Origin of the sequence: Leptothoe spongobia TAU-MAC 1115 (assembly GCF_018739885.1) — a bacterium.
GTDB lineage: Bacteria > Cyanobacteriota > Cyanobacteriia > Phormidesmidales > Phormidesmidaceae > Leptothoe > Leptothoe spongobia.
Genome location: NZ_JADOES010000056.1, coordinates 1 through 17389 on the forward strand (window position 1 = coordinate 1; position 17389 = coordinate 17389).

Below are 17389 nucleotides of genomic sequence, written 5' to 3' on the forward strand. Positions count from 1 at the left end.
ACTTACTCGAAGGTGCGCAACTGGCTGCCAAACGTTAGCAACCATAGGCGTTTCACCGACTTCTGCCTAATGGATAGCTCCCGAGAAGGGAGAGATCGGCAAGTTAGGGATGCACGGGAAAATAATGTACCTGTTGAGAGGCTTGGCGACAATTGGTTCCCCTTACGAAGGGGAACCGTCAGGGAGGGGGTTTCGATACTAGCGCTATCGGTCGAAACCCCTCCGCCTACGGCACCTCCCCTAAGCCCGAAGGGCAGGCTTCGCCAACGTAAGGGGAGGAAATCCTACAACCCAATTTCAAACGGGTATTCTATTTATTGGCAGATCCCTTATTAAATCTTCAGCCCTTAAGAGCCAAATTCATCTTTTACAAATTCCAAGAAACTTTTAGGTACTCGACCTAATAAGTTTGATAAATCTGCAGTCATTTCTTCTTCAGAACCATTTTTAGCACGGTTAAACAACCACCCACAGTATTTTGCAGACTTTTCGGTCCAACCTTTCTCGATCATTTTCTTGACATAATCGTCATCGGAAAGATCTTTATATTCAATTGAGCGACCTGTTCCCTCAGAAAAGATGGATGCGACCTGGTAGTGGTCTAGTGCTTCTGCTCCAGTTAGATTATAGTTTTTGCCACCGTGACCGTCAGTGCTGAGGATTTCTGCGATCGCAGCCCCCAAATCCTGCAAATAGATAAACGCTATCTTCCCTTTTCCGGTCGGCAAACAAATTTCATCATCTTCTAGCGTTGTTCCCATCCAGGTATGAAAGTTTTGCATATACCAGGCTGGTCGAAGAATGCAGCAGTTAAGATCGTTATTACTGATATCCTTTTCAATTTGATTGAGGGGTTTACCCTCAACGCTGCCTGATGTTCTGCCTGATTGAAACAGAATAAAACCTACCCCCTTATCCTTGGCAACCTGCATGATTTTACGCACAATTGCCGGATCTTTTGACCCTGGAGGTGCAATCAAGAAAAGTCTATCCACACCGTCTAATGCAGAGTCAAACGTACCTGGATCGGTGTAGTCAAAGTGGACAAAATCCAAATCTTCTCCCAAATGAGCCTTAGCCTTGGCAATATCTCTGACCGCAGCAGTGGGACGAATACCTTTAGCCTGTAGCGCTTTCACAGCTGGAGTCCCGGCATTACCGGTAGCTCCCATTAGCAATATTTTCATAGTCTTTAGATTGATTTTCTAAAACCTGACTGATTATGGAGACAGATTAGTCAGCTATCCCCATAGAGTCCTGCAAAAAAGTGAAACAATAAAAAGTAAAATCCTGGTAAAATTTTATAGCTATTTACGCGCAACGCACTTTCTACTCTTTAAAGAGGCATATTTAGCTATTCAGGTTGAAATCTTTATTCAACCTGATTCGTAAGGTATTTAAGCAATTTGAACGCTTAAAGGAAATTTTTTCCCTTGAGACTTATCTGCCACTATTGGGCAGCACTTTGCCTAGACAAGCATCACAGGTAAATGAATGTAACGAAAATATTTAGTAGTAGATTTTACCAGTTTTTTACTTTTGTCTGCTTAAATAAGTCACATCTAGAATCGAACTAATCAGTAAACTCATTGAGTTAGATGAGAGTTCGTTGCTTAGCAACTAACGGTTTAAGATGCACTTCTGTCTTTGACAGTGGCTAATGCAGCTACAGAGACATTTACATAGGGTGCCCTTAGGTTGTGTTAGTCTTCTATCCCAAAATCTGTTAAAACGATGCGTAAGTTTGTTGTTCTAATTAAATTTCAAGTATTGGCGGCCACAGGATTTTTAGCACTGTTTACATTTGTAAGTCCTCCAGCCTTATCCCAGGAAAATAACTCTGAAACAGAAGCCATTGTTGAAACCACTGTTGTTGAAGAAGACGTTGAGATAGAGGAGCAAACTGAGCCTGCCTCAAATGCTATCAGTGCTAATAATCCTGATATTTCAACCTTACAATTGCAGCTATTGCTCAACCCCTTGACCGCTGAAGAGCTTATAGTTGAGGCAGATGCCTGGGTTCAACATCTACGGCAACGGGTGCAGTCCATTAGTGAGTTAGAACTGGCCATTGAACAAGAGGACGACCAGCTCACATTTCGTAAGGATCTTTTGGCTAAACTTAAACAAGCAAGGAGTTCAAATGCTCCTCAGTTTGAGATTGATGCTATTGAGCGAGAATTAAACGAAGTTGAAAAAAATACAACTTTAGCTCAGTCTGACCCCCTCTTTAAAGAGATCTTTGCGGAAGCTAAGCGCAATTATGCTGTCAATACAGGAAGAGAGTTAATCACTCGGGCAAAACAACAGATTTCCTCCATGGAAGAGGGCGCAGGCAAAGCTAATACATTAGTTACTGACTTAGAAAGAGCAATTAATCGCTATGACCTAGCATTAGCAAAATTAGATGAACCATTCTTTAGTGATCGTGCCTATGAAAAAACTCGTCAAACGATCGATCAGCGTAAGGTGCAGGTAAACCAGGCCTATAAGGCATTAGAGGAGTGGCCTGTATTTGATCCTCCCCTAGTGAACGAAGATGTTCAGCAAGAAATTCGTAATCAATTAATTGCCCAGGCCACAGTTTTAGAAACAAGACGGTCAAATTTATTGACCAGAATTCAATTAGTTCTTGACGAACTAGAGAAGAAAGGTGGAGATATTACCACCTACGACCGCTATACCAAAGCAGTCAGTGGGCTAGATTTTGACGTCACAGATGCCCAGGGCATCAAGATTAGACTTTTGACCTGGTTACAGGCTGAAGATGGTGGCATTAAAATGGGCATTGGCTTATTAAAATTTGGCAGTATTCTTCTAGGAGCCTTTATAGTTGCCCCACGGGTTGGGAAGTTATCAAATAAGCTGTTGAGTAAGATTGACGGCATGTCTAACCTCTTTCGTGAATTCACTGTTACAACCGTTGAACGATCTGTATTGGTCGTTGGTGGATTGCTATCACTGGCAGCTTTAGGGGTAAACCTAGGTCCGATTTTGGCCGTTGTCGGTGGTGCAAGTTTTGTCTTAGCATTCGCGTTACAGAGTAACTTAGGCAACTTTGCTAGTGGCTTGATGTTGCTGATCACTAAGCCTTTTGACGTCGGTGATGAGGTTACTATCGGAGGCTACTACGCCTATGTGCAATCAATTTCATTGGCCAACACTAAGCTCAGAGACTTTAATGGCACGATCATTACCCTACCTAACAATAATGTTTGGGGCGGTGATATCAAAAACCATACCCCCCAAGATACTCGTAAGCTGTCCTTCACAATAAATGTCAAGTTTACAACAGATCTTGACAAGTTATCAGCGATATGGAACGAGATCAATGCTGAAAATTCAGATACGTTAGCCGATCCAGGTCCTACTATCTTTCCTTACAACGATAGCTATGACTATTATCTGACAGTTGGTCTAAAAGCTTGGTCTCCTACCAACCGTTACTGGTATGCCTATGTTGACTTGCTCCAGGCACTGCAAAAGCGCCTTTCCGAGGCAGGTATCGAGTTAGTGAGTCCTATCCAGTATCGTGAAGTTGCGGCCCATTCTACAGATGTAGAAGATGCTTCCCTACCATCCTTAACCGCTGCAAACTAAGGCCTCCCATAAGTCGGTATTGCATTAAATTATTTCAATATACCGATTTCTCAGGGTTCCCTCAGACTTACTATGGAGTGAGGGAGCCTTCATCCCATAGCAATTGTCTGAAATGCTGGCTATACCTTGATCGTCAGCCCACTTATGTCGTTGCCCACTATGAATGTTTTACCATCCTGCGCTTATTATCTCAGGCGAGTTCTCAAGCGAACCTGTGATTCCCAGAACATTCTTGATTTAGTTCGAACTGAGAAGGCTAGTAACTACGATTTAGCCGAGAGATTACATTTTCTCTATCCTAATAATTACAGTTATGAGAAAGTCGTCTTATATCTAGAACAGCTTATTTATTCTCATCAACATGCCCAAAGTCAGCGAGATCAGGTAGCTCTAGAGGATATTACCAGCCAAATCCTTTGGTGGCTCGGGTATGGTATCACCATTCATCCTGCCAATGCCAAGGTTTTTGTTGTTGACGATACGATAGAAACGCTTAAATTAGTCACAACCCTGCTCTCCAAAGCTGGGTACAGTACCGATAGCGCGCTTAACGGGCAACTTGCCTTAGCCAAGATACCGTCCCTGGAGCCAGATCTCATCTTGCTGGATGTAAATTTACCTGATATAGATGGCTACCAGGTTTATCAAAAGCTGCAAGAGTCCTCAGACACAGCGAATATTCCAGTTATTTTCCTGAGTGGAGTTGATACTATCAATCTTCAGCCACAACAATGTCAAAACCGTGTGGGTTATTTAGCTAAACCGTTCAAACCCCACAATTTACTAAAATGTGTAAATCGCTATCTTAAGGCCTATTCTCCTGGTGATACCTTGACCGATGACATGCTTGTCAATGAATTAAAAAATCGACAACAGTACGCTCAGCGATTAATTGGCCTCTCTGATTCTTATCTTGCCGAAGATATAGCGTTTCATCCTCAAGATGGGAAAGCGACCTATTTCTTTCGAGCCACATTGGATGGACGTTACTTGCGGGTCAGCCAAGCGTTTGCCCAGCTATGTGGCTATGACTCTACCGAAGATATGATTTCAAAGGTGACAAACCTATGGGAGCAAATCTATGAACATAGAGCCCATCAAGAACAATGGACCTTATGTCTTCAATTTCCGGATAAAGGAAGGATATTATCAGCCAAAATTAAAACTCAGCAAAACAATGTTTTAGACGTTGTAGAGCAAATTTGTTTGATTCAGGATAGTTATAATCGTCCTCTCTTTTATCAAGGCTATATTCGTTTAGCTCCATCCCCTCCCAGGAGTGGTACCTGAAAGGCAGGGTGGGTCTCGGTCACTAGCGCTATCGGCCCACCCACCCCGGAGCCCCTCCCAGGAGGGGAAAGTTTCTGATGGGTGCGTCAAGCATTCTTATCCTTCATAAAATAATCTCCTAGAAGTAAAGTGTACCTACAGCCATCCCCTCTAGGGAAGGGTGCCTGAAAGGCGGGATGGGTCTCACTTCTTAAGAAACGCAATATTCTGCAATCTTAGCAAATAGGGTTTCAGTCTTAATCGGTTTCCAAATTACATCATCACAGCCAGCGGCTAAAAGATCCGCATAGTTATCTTGCAAAACACCTGCCGTAATCGCTAAAATCACTGGCTCATCATCATCTAGCTAATGACTCGAATCATTTTGAGCTTGTCCAGCCCACTGTCCCCGCATACGACGAGCTACCTCATAGCCATCAAAATCAGGTAAATGAATATCCAACAAAATTAAATGGGGATGCCATTGCTCAAATACTTGCATGGCTGTAGTACTACTATCAGCAGTTTGAATATTAAATTGAGCGTCTGTTAGCCATTGGGTTAATAAACGCCATTGTTCGCGTCATCACTATTTGTCAAGTACATTGGCTACAAAATAGTGCAATCACCCTGGTAACTTTTAGTGTGAATAGCAATTGCTCCTTTGACTTCCTTGATATTAGGCAACTATTCGTGAGAGCCCTTGAATATAACGAAATACAAAGAAAATAGATTTAAGCGTGGATTTTACCAAGATTTTACTTTTTGTGTTTATTATCTAAGGCAATAAGAGAAACGTTAGTCTCCCGATCCTTTTTGAGAGGCAATTCTGTTTTGAAAACGCCAAAAAGATGTATGAAAATGATTTAAAATGCTTACAGAGTCAAATCGTTGGTCGGTTTTTAACAACATCAATACCTGGTAACTATGATTGCTTACGCTTCTCAAAATGATTGTCTTCATCACTTATTTGAATCCCAGGTGGAGCAAACACCCAAGGCTATTGCTGTTGCATTTGGGGAGAAGCACCTAACTTATCAAGCACTAAACCAACGGGCCAATCAACTGGCTCACCAGTTACAGGCGTTAGGGGTAAAACCCGATAGGTTGGTGGGAATCTGTGTTGAGCGATCGCTGGAAATGGTGATTGGTCTGCTTGGTATCCTAAAAGCTGGAGGCGCTTATATTCCCTTTGATCCCGGTTATCCTAAAGAGCGTCTGGCCTATATGTTGTCAGATTCTCAGGTGCCAATTGTCTTAACGAGTCAAGCGGCTCAACACGAACTTCCCCAGACGGATGCCCATCTGATCTATCTGGATTCTGACTGGTCTGCGATCGCACAATTTCCCCAAACGAACCCTACGAGTGCCGTCGGCACCGACCATCTGGCCTATACCCTATACACATCCGGCTCTACGGGTAAGCCCAAAGGAGCGATGAATAACCATGCGGGGATTGTAAATCGTTTGTGCTGGATGCAAACAGAGTATCAGCTAAACGCCAGTGATCGAGTGTTGCAGAAAACCCCATTTAGCTTTGACGTCTCGATTTGGGAATTTTTCTGGCCGTTAATAACGGGGGCTCGTCTGGTCATTGCTAAACCTGAGGGTCATAAAGATAGTGCTTATTTAGTCGATCTCATCGCCCAGGAACAGGTTACGACCCTGCATTTTGTTCCTTCCATGCTCCAAATTTTTCTGGAGGAACCAACACTTAATCGGTGTCGTTCGCTCAAACGAGTAATTTGTAGTGGAGAAGCCTTACCTGGTGCGCTTAGGGATCGATTTTTTGAACGTCTAGAGGCTGAGTTACATAATCTTTACGGTCCGACAGAAGCCGCCATTGATGTGACTTACTGGCAATGTCAGCGAGATCGCCACAGCACCAGTGTCCCCATTGGACGTCCCATTACCAACACCCAGATTTATATTCTGGATCCAGAGCTTAACCCCGTTCCGACCGGAGACGTAGGAGAACTCCACATTGGTGGGTTAGGGGTGGGTCGAGGCTATCTCAATCGGCCAGAACTAACAGCTCAGAAATTTATCTCTGATCCCTTTAGTGAGAACCCCAATGCCCGACTTTACAAAACCGGGGATTTGGCTCATTACTTACCCGATGGCGTCATTGAATATATGGGTCGTATTGACCACCAGGTTAAAATTCGGGGATTTCGGATTGAACTGGGAGAAATTGAAGCCGTCTGTTATCAGCAGCCAGATGTGCGGGAAGCGGTCGTGATGGCACGGGAGGATATCCTAGGGGAAAAACGCCTTGTAGCCTATGTTGTTCCTCAATTCCAAGATGATGCTGAAACCCAAGCTGAGCAATTAGCCCAATGGCAGGATGTGATTGATGTTACCTACAGTCAGTTAGCCTCAGTTGCCGACCCCATGCTCAACCTGGTGGGTTGGAATGACAGTTATTCAGGTCAGCCAATTCCGGAACAGGAAATGCAGCGTTGGGTAGACCAGACGGTGACTCGAATTCTCTCCTGCCAGCCCAAACGCGTGTTAGAAATTGGCTGTGGTACTGGGATGCTATTGTCTCGTATTGCACCATCCTGTCACCATTACTACGGCATCGATATATCCCAGGAAGCGCTGAATTACGTCTGGCAGTATGTGCAACAGCAAAACTGGCAAGATAAGGTAACCCTGGCGCGGCAAACAGCAGACAGGTTCGAAGACATTGAACCCGACGACTTTGACACCGTTATTATTAATTCGGTTCTGCAATTTTTCCCCAGCGTTGACTATTTAGCTGATGTTTTAGAGCGCGCTGCCCAGCGCATGACACCAGGCGGCTTTATTTTTGTTGGCGATGTTCGTAGTTATTCATGGCTGGAAGCCTTTCATGCTGATACTCAGCTTTACAAAGCCCCTGATTCACTGTCTGGGCAACAGCTTTATCAGCGAATTCAAAAAAGTCTGAGAACGGAAAAAGACTTAACCATTGCACCAGATTTTTTTGTTGCCTTAAAGCAGCGGGTACCGCAGATTAGTCATGTCGAGATTCAGCTTAAACGGGGCAGTGACAACAACGAACTCACCAAGTTTCGGTATGATGCCATTCTCCACATTGGTAAGCCAGTTGAGCCAGAACCCGTGATTCAGTGGTTAGAATGGCAACCAAATCACCAAAGTTTGGCTAGCATTCGTCAAGTGTTACAAGAGACTCAACCTGAGGTGCTAGGCATCAGGCGAATTGTCAATCCCCGTTTGATCGGGCCTCTGACCCTGATTCAAAGGCTGACTCAGGAGAATCCTGGAAATGTGGGTGAGTTACGAAAGGCATTAAGACAACAAACCGACCCAGGCATCGAGCTGGAATCTTGGTGGCATCTGGCTGAGGATCTCGGCTATACCCCTTACGTATACAGCTCTGGTGAAAACGCACTGGATCAGTATGATGTTGTTTTACAACGAGGACAACATATCTATCCCGTGGCCACCTATCCCATGGGATCCAGTCAGAATCAGCCTTGGGCCACATACGGTAATAATCCCTTAACCACCCAGATTACAGGTAAGCTGGAACCCCGTTTACGCCAACATCTAAAAGAGCAACTACCAGATTATATGGTCCCAGCTGCTTTTGTCATGTTGGATCAGATGCCCTTAACTCCCAATGGCAAGGTGGATCGTCGTGCTCTGCCAGTGCCCGATATGCGGCGACGAGAGTTAGATGTGGAGCTGGTAATGCCCACATCGGAATTAGAGCAGGAGATTGCAATTCTCTGGAAAGATATGCTTCAGCTTGAAGATGTCGGCATTGACGATAACTTTTTTGACTTGGGGGGAAATTCACTGCTCCTAACCCAAGTTCATCGTAAACTGGTCGAGCAAATAGATGCCAGCTTATCTATCGTTACGCTATTTCAGTGTCCAACCATCCGAGGGCTGGCCGAATATCTAAGCAAGACCAGTACGCCAGAAAAACAGTCTCCTCACGTCGGTTCTATCGATCCACAACCTGATACTGTTTCTCTAGATTCTACTGCGACAGCGACTGGCGATATTGCCATTATTGGTGTTGCTGGACGATTTCCAGGGGCCAACACGGTTGAAGACTTTTGGCAAAATCTTCGGGATGGGGTAGAGTCAATCGCCTTCTTTGAGGATGACGATCTCGAAATCAGTGATCGGACAGCCGCGCAGCAAGTTAACTATGTCAAGGCTGGGGCAATTTTGTCGGATAGCGATCAGTTTGATGCCGCTTTCTTTGGCTATAGTGCACGCGAATCAGAATTGATTGATCCACAACAGCGCGTGTTGCTGGAATGTGCATGGGAGGCTTTTGAACAGGCTGGATACAACCCAGAGATCTATCCAGGCTTAATCGGTGTGTATGTGGGGGCCGGATTTAATACCTACCTCCTTAACAATGTGCATCCCAATCGAGGATTCTCAGGTCATCGGACTATGTTGGAGTCCCTGACGGATATGCAGGTGAGGTTGGGCAATGCATCCTTTTCTCTACCGGCTCGGATTGCCTATAAGCTCAACCTGCGAGGACCGAGCCTGAATGTTCAAACCGCCTGCTCTACGTCTTTGGTGGCGGTACATTCTGCGTGCAAGAGCTTGCTCATGGGGGAATGCGAAATAGCGATCGCAGGGGGAGCCGCCATTGTGGCTCCCCAACGGGTTGGCTATCTCTATGAAGAGGGGGGCATTGCCTCCCCCGATGGCCACTGCCGCACCTTTGATGCCGATGCTCAGGGCACCGTTTTTGGCAACGGTGCGGGGGTGGTTATTCTCAAGCGGTTGGAGCAAGCGATTGAGGCGGGCGATACCATTCATGCGGTGATCAAAGGGTCTGCTGTTAATAATGATGGTGCTGCTCGCATCGGCTATAGTGCGCCTGGGGTGGATGGCCAAGCGGCGGTCATTAGCCAAGCCCTGACCAGGGCCAATGTGGACCCAAAAACTATCACCTATTTAGAAGCCCATGGCACCGCTACAGCCCTGGGCGATCCGATTGAGATGTCGGCGTTAACCCAAGCCTTTCAGCGCATGGCACCGCAGCCGACCCTACCCAATGGCTACTGTGCCATTGGCTCGGTGAAAACCAATATTGGTCACTTGGCGGAGGCCGCCGGGATTGCCGGACTGATCAAAACGATGATGGCCCTTAAGCATCAGCAAATTCCAGCTAGTTTACATTTTCAGCGGCCCAACCCCAATATTGATTTTGCCAACAGTCCGTTTTATGTGAATACGGTCTTGACCCCATGGTCGACCAACGGCACTCCTCGGCGGGCGGGCGTCAGTTCATTTGGCATGGGCGGCACCAACTGCCATGTGGTATTAGAAGAAGCACCAGAAAAAGGGAAACCGGCAACCGAAAAAGACACCAGAGAACGTCCCTTACAGCTTCTAACCCTATCGGCTAAAACTGAAAACGCTCTTGAGGAACTGGTTAATCGTTATGTCAGCTATATAGACTCTACAGATGACATATATTTTCCAGATGTTTGCTTTACCGCCAATACTGGGCGCAAGCATTTCCAGCATCGTGTAGCATTCGTAACTGATTCTGCACCTGAGCTGCGTGAGCAATTGACAACCTTTGACCCGGCGTATAGGGAGGGAAAGGACGCCCCCAATAAGCTTGGCAAAGTTGCGTTCCTCTTTACGGGCCAAGGCTCCCAATATCCAGGGATGGGTCGTCAATTATATGAGACTCAACCAACATTTCGCCAAGCCATCGAACGCTGCGATCAGATTCTACGAACCGACCTGGACATCCCATTACTGGAGGTGTTGTACCCATCAGATGATAACCTGGCAACCCAGGAGCTTATTCATCAAACGGCTTACACTCAACCAGCACTGTTTGCCTTGGAATATGCTTTATTTCAACTCTGGACATCCTGGGGCATCAGGCCGGATGTGGTCATGGGCCACAGTGTGGGGGAATATGTCGCGGCTTGTGTTGCAGGTGTATTTAGTCTGGACGATGGACTGAAGCTGATTGCCCAAAGAGGACGGTTGATGCAGGCATTACCGGCTGGAGGCGCGATGGTTTCAGCGATCGCCTCTGAGCAACAGGTGCGTGCGGTTATTGAGGCTCATGCACCAGGGGTGTCGATTGCGGCCATCAATGGTCCAGAGAGCATTGTCTTCTCAGGCAAAAAAGAAAATGTTGATGCAGTTGCTACGGCTCTCGACACCCAGGGGATTAAAATCAAGCACCTTAAGGTCTCCCATGCCTTCCACTCTCCGTTGATGGCACCTATGTTAGATGAGTTTAAGCAGGTGGCTCAAGGGATCAACTTTGCCCCACCTCAAATTAAGGTCATTGCTAATGTCAGCGGAACTGTAGCAACCGATGAAATTGCTGCGCCAGACTATTGGTGTCGTCATATTCTCCAGCCTGTACAATTTGTCGCTAGTGTAGAGAGCCTGAAGCAGCAGGGGGCTGAGATATTTGTAGAAATCGGTCCCAAACCAATTTTGTTGGGAATGGCTCGTCATTGTCTGCCGGATGATGAGGGATTATGGTTGCCCAGTTTGCGCCCACCCCAAACCGATTGGCAACAGATATTGGCCAGCACGGCTCAGCTCTATTTGCACGGGCTGACAGTAGATTGGGTTGGATTTGACCAAGACTACGAGCGCCATCGGCAGCCGTTGCCCACCTATCCTTTCCAGCGAGAGCGTTATTGGATCGAGGCGGATGCCAACAATCAGTATGCAAAACTCTCCTCTCAGCGCTCAAAATCTTCTCATCCCTTGCTGGGTCAATCTCTATCCCTGGCCGGAAGCAAAGAACTGCGTTTTCAGACCGAAATTGGCCCCAACTCGCCCTATTGGCTCAAGGACCATCGCGTGTTTGAGACAATCTTGTTCCCTGGGACTGGGTATATGGAAATGGCTCTGGCGGCTGGTAAAATCGCCCTGGGTGCAGAAGCTCTGACCTTAAAAGAGATTGCCTTGGAGCGGACACTGGTTGTACCCGCAGATGGGAGTAAAATCGTTCAAGTTGTTTTAACCCCCGACGAACCCAATTGTTATCGGTTTGAAATTTATAGTCTTACTCCCAACGATGGCGAATCAGCAGAACTCTGGGTACGCCATGCTGCTGGTGCAGTGGCGAAGGGTGAGCAAAGAGGGGATTCTCAGCCTGATCTCAGTAAAGTCCAAGCACAATGTACGGATGAAATACCTAGCACAGCTCTGTACCAACGGTTCCAACAACAAGGGCTGAATTATGGACCCAGTTTTGAGGTCGTCACCCAACTGCGTTATGGTCAAGATATTGCCCTTGGCAAGATTGAGCTTGAGTCTGTATTGGCAGGAGAGGTGAAAGATTACTCTCTGCATCCAGTGGTGTTGGATGCTTGTCTTCAAGTCATAGAAGCAATCGTTTCTCCAAATGAGGCCAAAGGAATCACCTATGTGCCCGTGGGCTGTGATCGTCTACACTTGTACGCTCGTCCAGGGCAGCAGGCATGGGGGTATGCCCAATTACAACAACCCATCGAAGATGGGGGCAAACGGCGTTTGCAAAAGAGCAAACGCTGTTTGCAGGTCGATTTTTGGGTGTTTGACGCAGATGGACAGATTGTTGCCCAGTTAGAAGGCTTGCAGCTCCAGCAGGTGAGCCGTCAACATATTGTCACCGAGGTAGCTGAATCTTGGCAGGATTGGTTGTATGAAGTTGAGTGGCACACCCAGGGACGTTATGGATTGCCGCCAGAGTACCTGCCCAGTCCAACCGAGATTCATCACATTCTCCAACCGATGTTTGTGGAGTTTATGAATCAGCCCAACATCGCCAGCTATGGAGAGGCCTTCGCCCAGCTCGAAACCTTGAGTGTTGCCTTTGTCCTGGAAGCGTTCCAATCATTGGGATGGGTCTTCCAACCGCAAGGGCGTTTCTCCACCCAACAAATGGCAACGGACCTGGGTATTGTTAGCCAGTACCATCGATTATTGGAGCGTTTGTTGGCTATTCTTGGCGAAGAAGCTATCCTTCAACGGCATGGAGACGAGTGGGAAGTTATCCGTGTACCTGAGATTCAAGACCCTCAAACCCTTGTCAGTAAGTTTTCCTACCCAGACGCACCAGCAGAGATAACATTGCTGAAACGTTGCGGTCCCTTCCTTGCCCAAGTCATGCAGGGACGGCGTAACTCATTGGATTTGTTGTTTCCTAATGGCGATAACACGACGCTGACCCAACTCTACCGCGAGTCTCCCATGCTGCGGACGATGAACCTGCTGACGGAACAGGCGATTGTATCCGTATTAGATCATCTGCCCAAAGACCGTGGCTGGCGAATTTTGGAGGTTGGCGGCGGAACAGGCGGTGCTACAGCTCATCTATTACCGCATTTACCGGGCGATCGCACCGAATATATGTTTACCGACATTGGTGCGCTGTTCGTGGCCCAAGCTCAAGAGAAATTTAGTGAGTATCCATGCTTACAGGCTCGAACCTTAGACCTCGAAAACGATCCCCAAGCCCAAGGTTTTGCACCTCATTATTACGATGTGGTGATTGCATCCAACGCTTTGCACACCACCCGTGATTTGAGTGTGACCTTACAACATGTTCACAAGCTATTGGCCCCTGGTGGGATGCTGCTACAAATTGAAGGAACAGCCCCTGTGCGCTGGGTGGATTTGACCTTTGGTTTACTGGAAGGATGGTGGAAATTTAGCGATACTCACCTGCGACCGTCCTATATTTTGCTCAACACTCTCCAATGGCGACAGCTATTACAAGACCATGGGTTTGAGCAAGTGACCACCATTTCGCCAGAGGTAGGCGTGCCCGATGGGGTTACGGTGATGCCTCAGGCAGTGATTCTGGCACGCTCTGGCACGGAAACCATTGCCGAGACGAAAACAGAACCCTCTCGACGTTGGGTGATTTTTGCCGATGGTCAGGGAAGAGGTCAACAATTGGCCACCAAGCTCGATGACAAAAATCAGGAGTCTATTCTAGTCTTTCCTGGAACAGCGTACGAAGAGGTTTCTCCGAAAGAGTTTCGCTTAGATCCAGACCAACCAGACCATTTCCAACAGCTATTTAAAACAATTTCTAACGTGGATGGGGTGGTGCATCTTTGGAGTCTAGACGTACCAGCAGCGTTACCTATTGATGATTTAGAACCCTCCTCAAAACGATGCTGCGGTAGTACCTTGAATCTGGTGCAGGCGATGGTACAGCAATATTCGCATGCTTCATCTCTGTGGATCGTCACCCAGGGAGCACAAGCGGTGGGCGTATCTCCTGTGGTGCCAGGGCTAGCTCAATCGTCTTTGTGGGGTATGGGGAAAGCGATTGCCCTAGAACACCCAGAACTGAATTGTGTGCGGGTAGATTTAGACCCCGATGCCACGGAGGATTTAGCCCCAGGCCTGTTTGAGGAACTGTTCGCGGGTGAACCGGTGGAGGGCATCGAAGATCAAGTGGCATTGCGCAACGGGAAACGTTATGTGGCGCGATTGGCCCGCAGCAAGTCTGATGCAGATTGGATGCAGGCTGAGTCGTTCCGTCTAGACCTATCGTCACGGGGAACGCTGGATGAGTTGAAATGGGTGTCCACAACGCGATCGCAACCGCAGCCGGGTGAGGTGGAGATTGAGGTGTATGCAACCGGCTTAAATTTCAGGGATGTCCTCAACGCCCTCGGCTTATACCCTGGGAATCCTCCCCTCGGCACAGAATGTGCGGGCAGGGTAGTTGCCTTGGGTAAAGGGGTAGACGAGTTTGCTATGGGAGACCCAGTGGTGGCAATCGCCCAAGGAAGTTTTGCTCGGCACGCGATCGCAAAAGCCGAGTTGGTCGTCGCCAAACCAGACGTCTTGAGTTTTGAAGAAGCGGCAACCATTCCTGCCGTATTTTTAACCGCTTACTGGTGTTTGCATCACAAGGCCAAGGTTGCTAAAGGCGATCGCGTCTTAATTCATGCGGCGTCTGGTGGGGTCGGCCAGGCCGCGATTCAACTGGCCCAGCTGGCTGGGGCTGAGGTATTTGGAACCGCTAGTTCTCCTAAGTGGCCAGCGCTGCAATCCCTAGGCGTTTCACCCATTATGAACTCCCGCACCTTGGCATTTGCTGAACAGATCATGGCCGAGACATCGGGGCGGGGGGTTGATGTTGTGATTAACTCTCTGACGGGTGAAGGATTTGTGGAAAAGACCCTGGGGGTTGTAGCTCAGAACGGTTGCTTCTTAGAGCTAGCAAAACGAGGTATTTGGCAACCGGAACAGGTGGCTGAGGCCCGCCCCGATGTGGCGTACCATCGGGTCGATTTGGCCAGGGAATTTGAGGAGCAACCGACTCAGATCGGGTCGATGCTGCGCCACCTAATGCAGCAGTTTGAAGAGGGCTCCCTTCAGCCTCTGCCTCGAACCACCTTCCCCATTCAAGATGTGGTCAGCGCTTTCCGCTACATGCAACAAGCTAAACACACAGGTAAAATTGTGGTTTCATATCCTCCACAAACCACTACCTCAGATGTACATAAGTCGGTTACCTTCCGGAGCGATCGCACCTATCTGATTACAGGGGGTTTAGGAGACTTGGGATTACTGGTTGCCGATTGGATGGTGCAGCAGGGGGCACAACAATTGGTCTTAGTAGGACGCAGCAAACCCAACCCTACAGCCCAGCAACTACTAGACGAGTTCGCAAATCAGGGAGCGCAGGTGATTGCCCGCACCGCAGATGTGTCTGATGCGGACCAAATCGGCCAAGTGTTAGCCGAAATCGAACAATCCCCGTTACCTCTGGGGGGGGTTATCCATGCACCCGGTGTGTTGGATGACGGTACCCTGAAAAAATTAACCTGGGATAACTTTGCCCGAGTGATGGCCCCCAAAGTTCAGGGCGCTTGGAATTTACATTCTTTAACCCTCAAGTCCCCCTTAGACTTTTTCATCCTGTTTGCGTCGAGTGCGTCGCTGCTCGGGTCTGCAGGACAGGCCAACCACTCGGCAGCCAATGCATTTCTCGATTCCCTGGCCGCCTATCGTCGGGCGCAGGGATTGCCCGCCATCACTATCAACTGGGGACCATGGGGTGAAATTGGAGCCGCCGCCCGACTACCTGAGGTGATCGAACGATTGAATCAGTTAGGTATCGGCACCATTGACTCTCAGGCAGGTCTACAGGTGCTTGAGCGGGCGTTCTTAAAAAAGCCTGTTCAAATGGGTGCGGTTCCAATCCATTGGCCCCAATTTCGCCAACAGCAATGGGCGAGTGCACCGTTGTTTGCCGATTTAGTCGCAGTAGCCGGGGAAAACAATGGCCAGCAAATCGCGGTGGAATTTCGCCAGCAGTTAGAATCTGCACTCATCACCGAGCGCTACGATTTATTGATGTCGGGTGTTCGAGGCCAGATTGCGAAAACACTGGGGTTAAAGCATCCTGAGCAAATCGAGCCAGGGCAGCGTTTAATTGACTTGGGACTTGATTCCTTGATGGTCATTGAATTGAAAAATCGCCTCCAATCAACTCTGGGCTGTTCCCTGCGATCGACGCTGCTATTTGACCATCCCACCTTGGCATCGTTGGCAGACTATTTGGCCTCAGATGTTTTGATGTGGAGCGATGAGGCTAGTTCCCCGTTGCCATCCTCTCAAAATGGGAGGAGTGGTCCGGAGTCCTTCTGTTCTACCTTAGTCCCTATTCAACCCCAAGGGGGCACACCTCCTTTATTCTTTGTTCCTGGTATCATTGGGAATGTTTTTTATCTAAATCAACTATCTCGATATCTCGGTTTGGAGCAGCCGTTTTATGGACTACGGTCCCTAGGACTGGATGAAAACGTAGAGCCGCATACCCGGATTGAGGCGATCGCCGCCCACCATATTAAAGCGATTCAGGCAGTTCATCCCCAAGGGCCCTATCGGTTAGGCGGTCATTCCTTTGGCGGCAAAGTTGCCTTTGAAATGGCTCAGCAGTTATGCGATCGCGGTCAAGAAGTATCGTTACTGGTCCTCCTAGATATTCCCCCCAGTGGAACAGACAAAACTCAAGAGATTCAGCATTGGGACGATGCTCAATATATCTCCTATCTTGCTTACGAATGGGGAAGCACGTTAGGCAAAGATTTAGGCGTTTCTATCGATCACCTCCAAACCCTCAACCCAGAACAACAAATTGATTATTTCCTCAAACGACTACAAGCCAATGGTCAGATGTATTCAAGCATCGATCTCGCTCGCTTGGTGCGAGTTTATAAAGCCAACACTCAAGCAACGATCCAATACGCCCCCAAGGACTGCTACCCTGGACCAGTACTGCTTTTACGCGCTAGCGAAGTTTCTCCCATGTATGAGTTTCTCCCCGATCTTGAAGCGACGAAGGCAGACCCCACTTGGGGGTGGAGCCAATTGGCTCCTCAACTAAACTTCCAGCTAGTACCCGGAAATCATTTCACTATGATGATGGAGCCCCAGGTTCAGCTATTGGCAAAGCAACTAAAAATCGTCACCAAACAAGTCCCCGACCTTACTACGTAGAAAGCAAGAGAGTAATAAAAAGAAGGAGGAATCT

At 47.8% G+C, this 17389-nt stretch carries 5 protein-coding genes and 1 pseudogene; 3 read left to right on the forward strand and 3 right to left on the reverse strand.

The window, feature by feature from the left end; genetic code table 11:
- Positions 1–347: 347 nt before the first annotated feature.
- Positions 348–1187, reverse strand: coding sequence for an NmrA family NAD(P)-binding protein (locus IXB50_RS20015; protein ID WP_215610769.1), 840 nt, complete (start codon positions 1185–1187; stop codon positions 348–350).
- A 547-nt stretch (positions 1188–1734) separates the two neighbouring features.
- Between IXB50_RS20015 and IXB50_RS20020 the strand changes: the two genes are divergently transcribed.
- Together IXB50_RS20020 and IXB50_RS20025 are read left to right on the forward strand one after the other, a co-directional pair.
- Positions 1735–3600 carry a mechanosensitive ion channel family protein gene (locus IXB50_RS20020; protein WP_215610770.1) on the forward strand — a complete coding sequence of 622 codons (1866 nt, stop codon included), beginning with the start codon at positions 1735–1737 and terminating at the stop codon, positions 3598–3600.
- Positions 3601–3759: 159 nt separating this feature from the next.
- The gene (locus IXB50_RS20025) at positions 3760–4890 is read left to right on the forward strand and encodes a response regulator (protein WP_215610771.1); all 1131 of its coding nucleotides are present in this window, start codon (positions 3760–3762) and stop codon (positions 4888–4890) included.
- Between the two features lie 190 nt (positions 4891–5080).
- On the opposite strand, the gene IXB50_RS20030 is transcribed toward IXB50_RS20025, so the two are convergent.
- Both IXB50_RS20030 and IXB50_RS20035 read right to left on the reverse strand, forming a co-directional pair.
- A complete protein-coding gene (locus tag IXB50_RS20030; protein WP_215610772.1) occupies positions 5081–5218 on the reverse strand; it encodes a response regulator in 138 nt (45 codons plus the stop codon).
- A gap of 18 nt (positions 5219–5236) precedes the next feature.
- Positions 5237–5431 (reverse strand): annotated as a pseudogene (locus tag IXB50_RS20035) (response regulator); the annotation flags it as partial.
- Between the two features lie 365 nt (positions 5432–5796).
- Here IXB50_RS20035 and IXB50_RS20040 point away from each other — a divergent pair.
- On the forward strand, positions 5797–17355 hold the full coding sequence (locus tag IXB50_RS20040; protein ID WP_215610773.1) for a polyketide synthase: 11559 nt from the start codon (positions 5797–5799) through the stop codon (positions 17353–17355).
- The last annotated feature ends 34 nt before the right edge of the window (positions 17356–17389 follow it).

Excerpts from the sequence above, each read along its gene's own strand:
- IXB50_RS20020 (WP_215610770.1), top strand. The coding sequence starts at position 1,735 with ATGCGTAAGTTTGTTGTTCTAATTAAATTTCAAGTATTGGCGGCCACA.
- IXB50_RS20025 (WP_215610771.1), top strand. The coding sequence starts at position 3,760 with ATGAATGTTTTACCATCCTGCGCTTATTATCTCAGGCGAGTTCTCAAG.
- IXB50_RS20040 (WP_215610773.1), top strand. The coding sequence starts at position 5,797 with ATGATTGCTTACGCTTCTCAAAATGATTGTCTTCATCACTTATTTGAA.
- IXB50_RS20015 (WP_215610769.1), bottom strand. The coding sequence starts at position 1,187 with ATGAAAATATTGCTAATGGGAGCTACCGGTAATGCCGGGACTCCAGCT.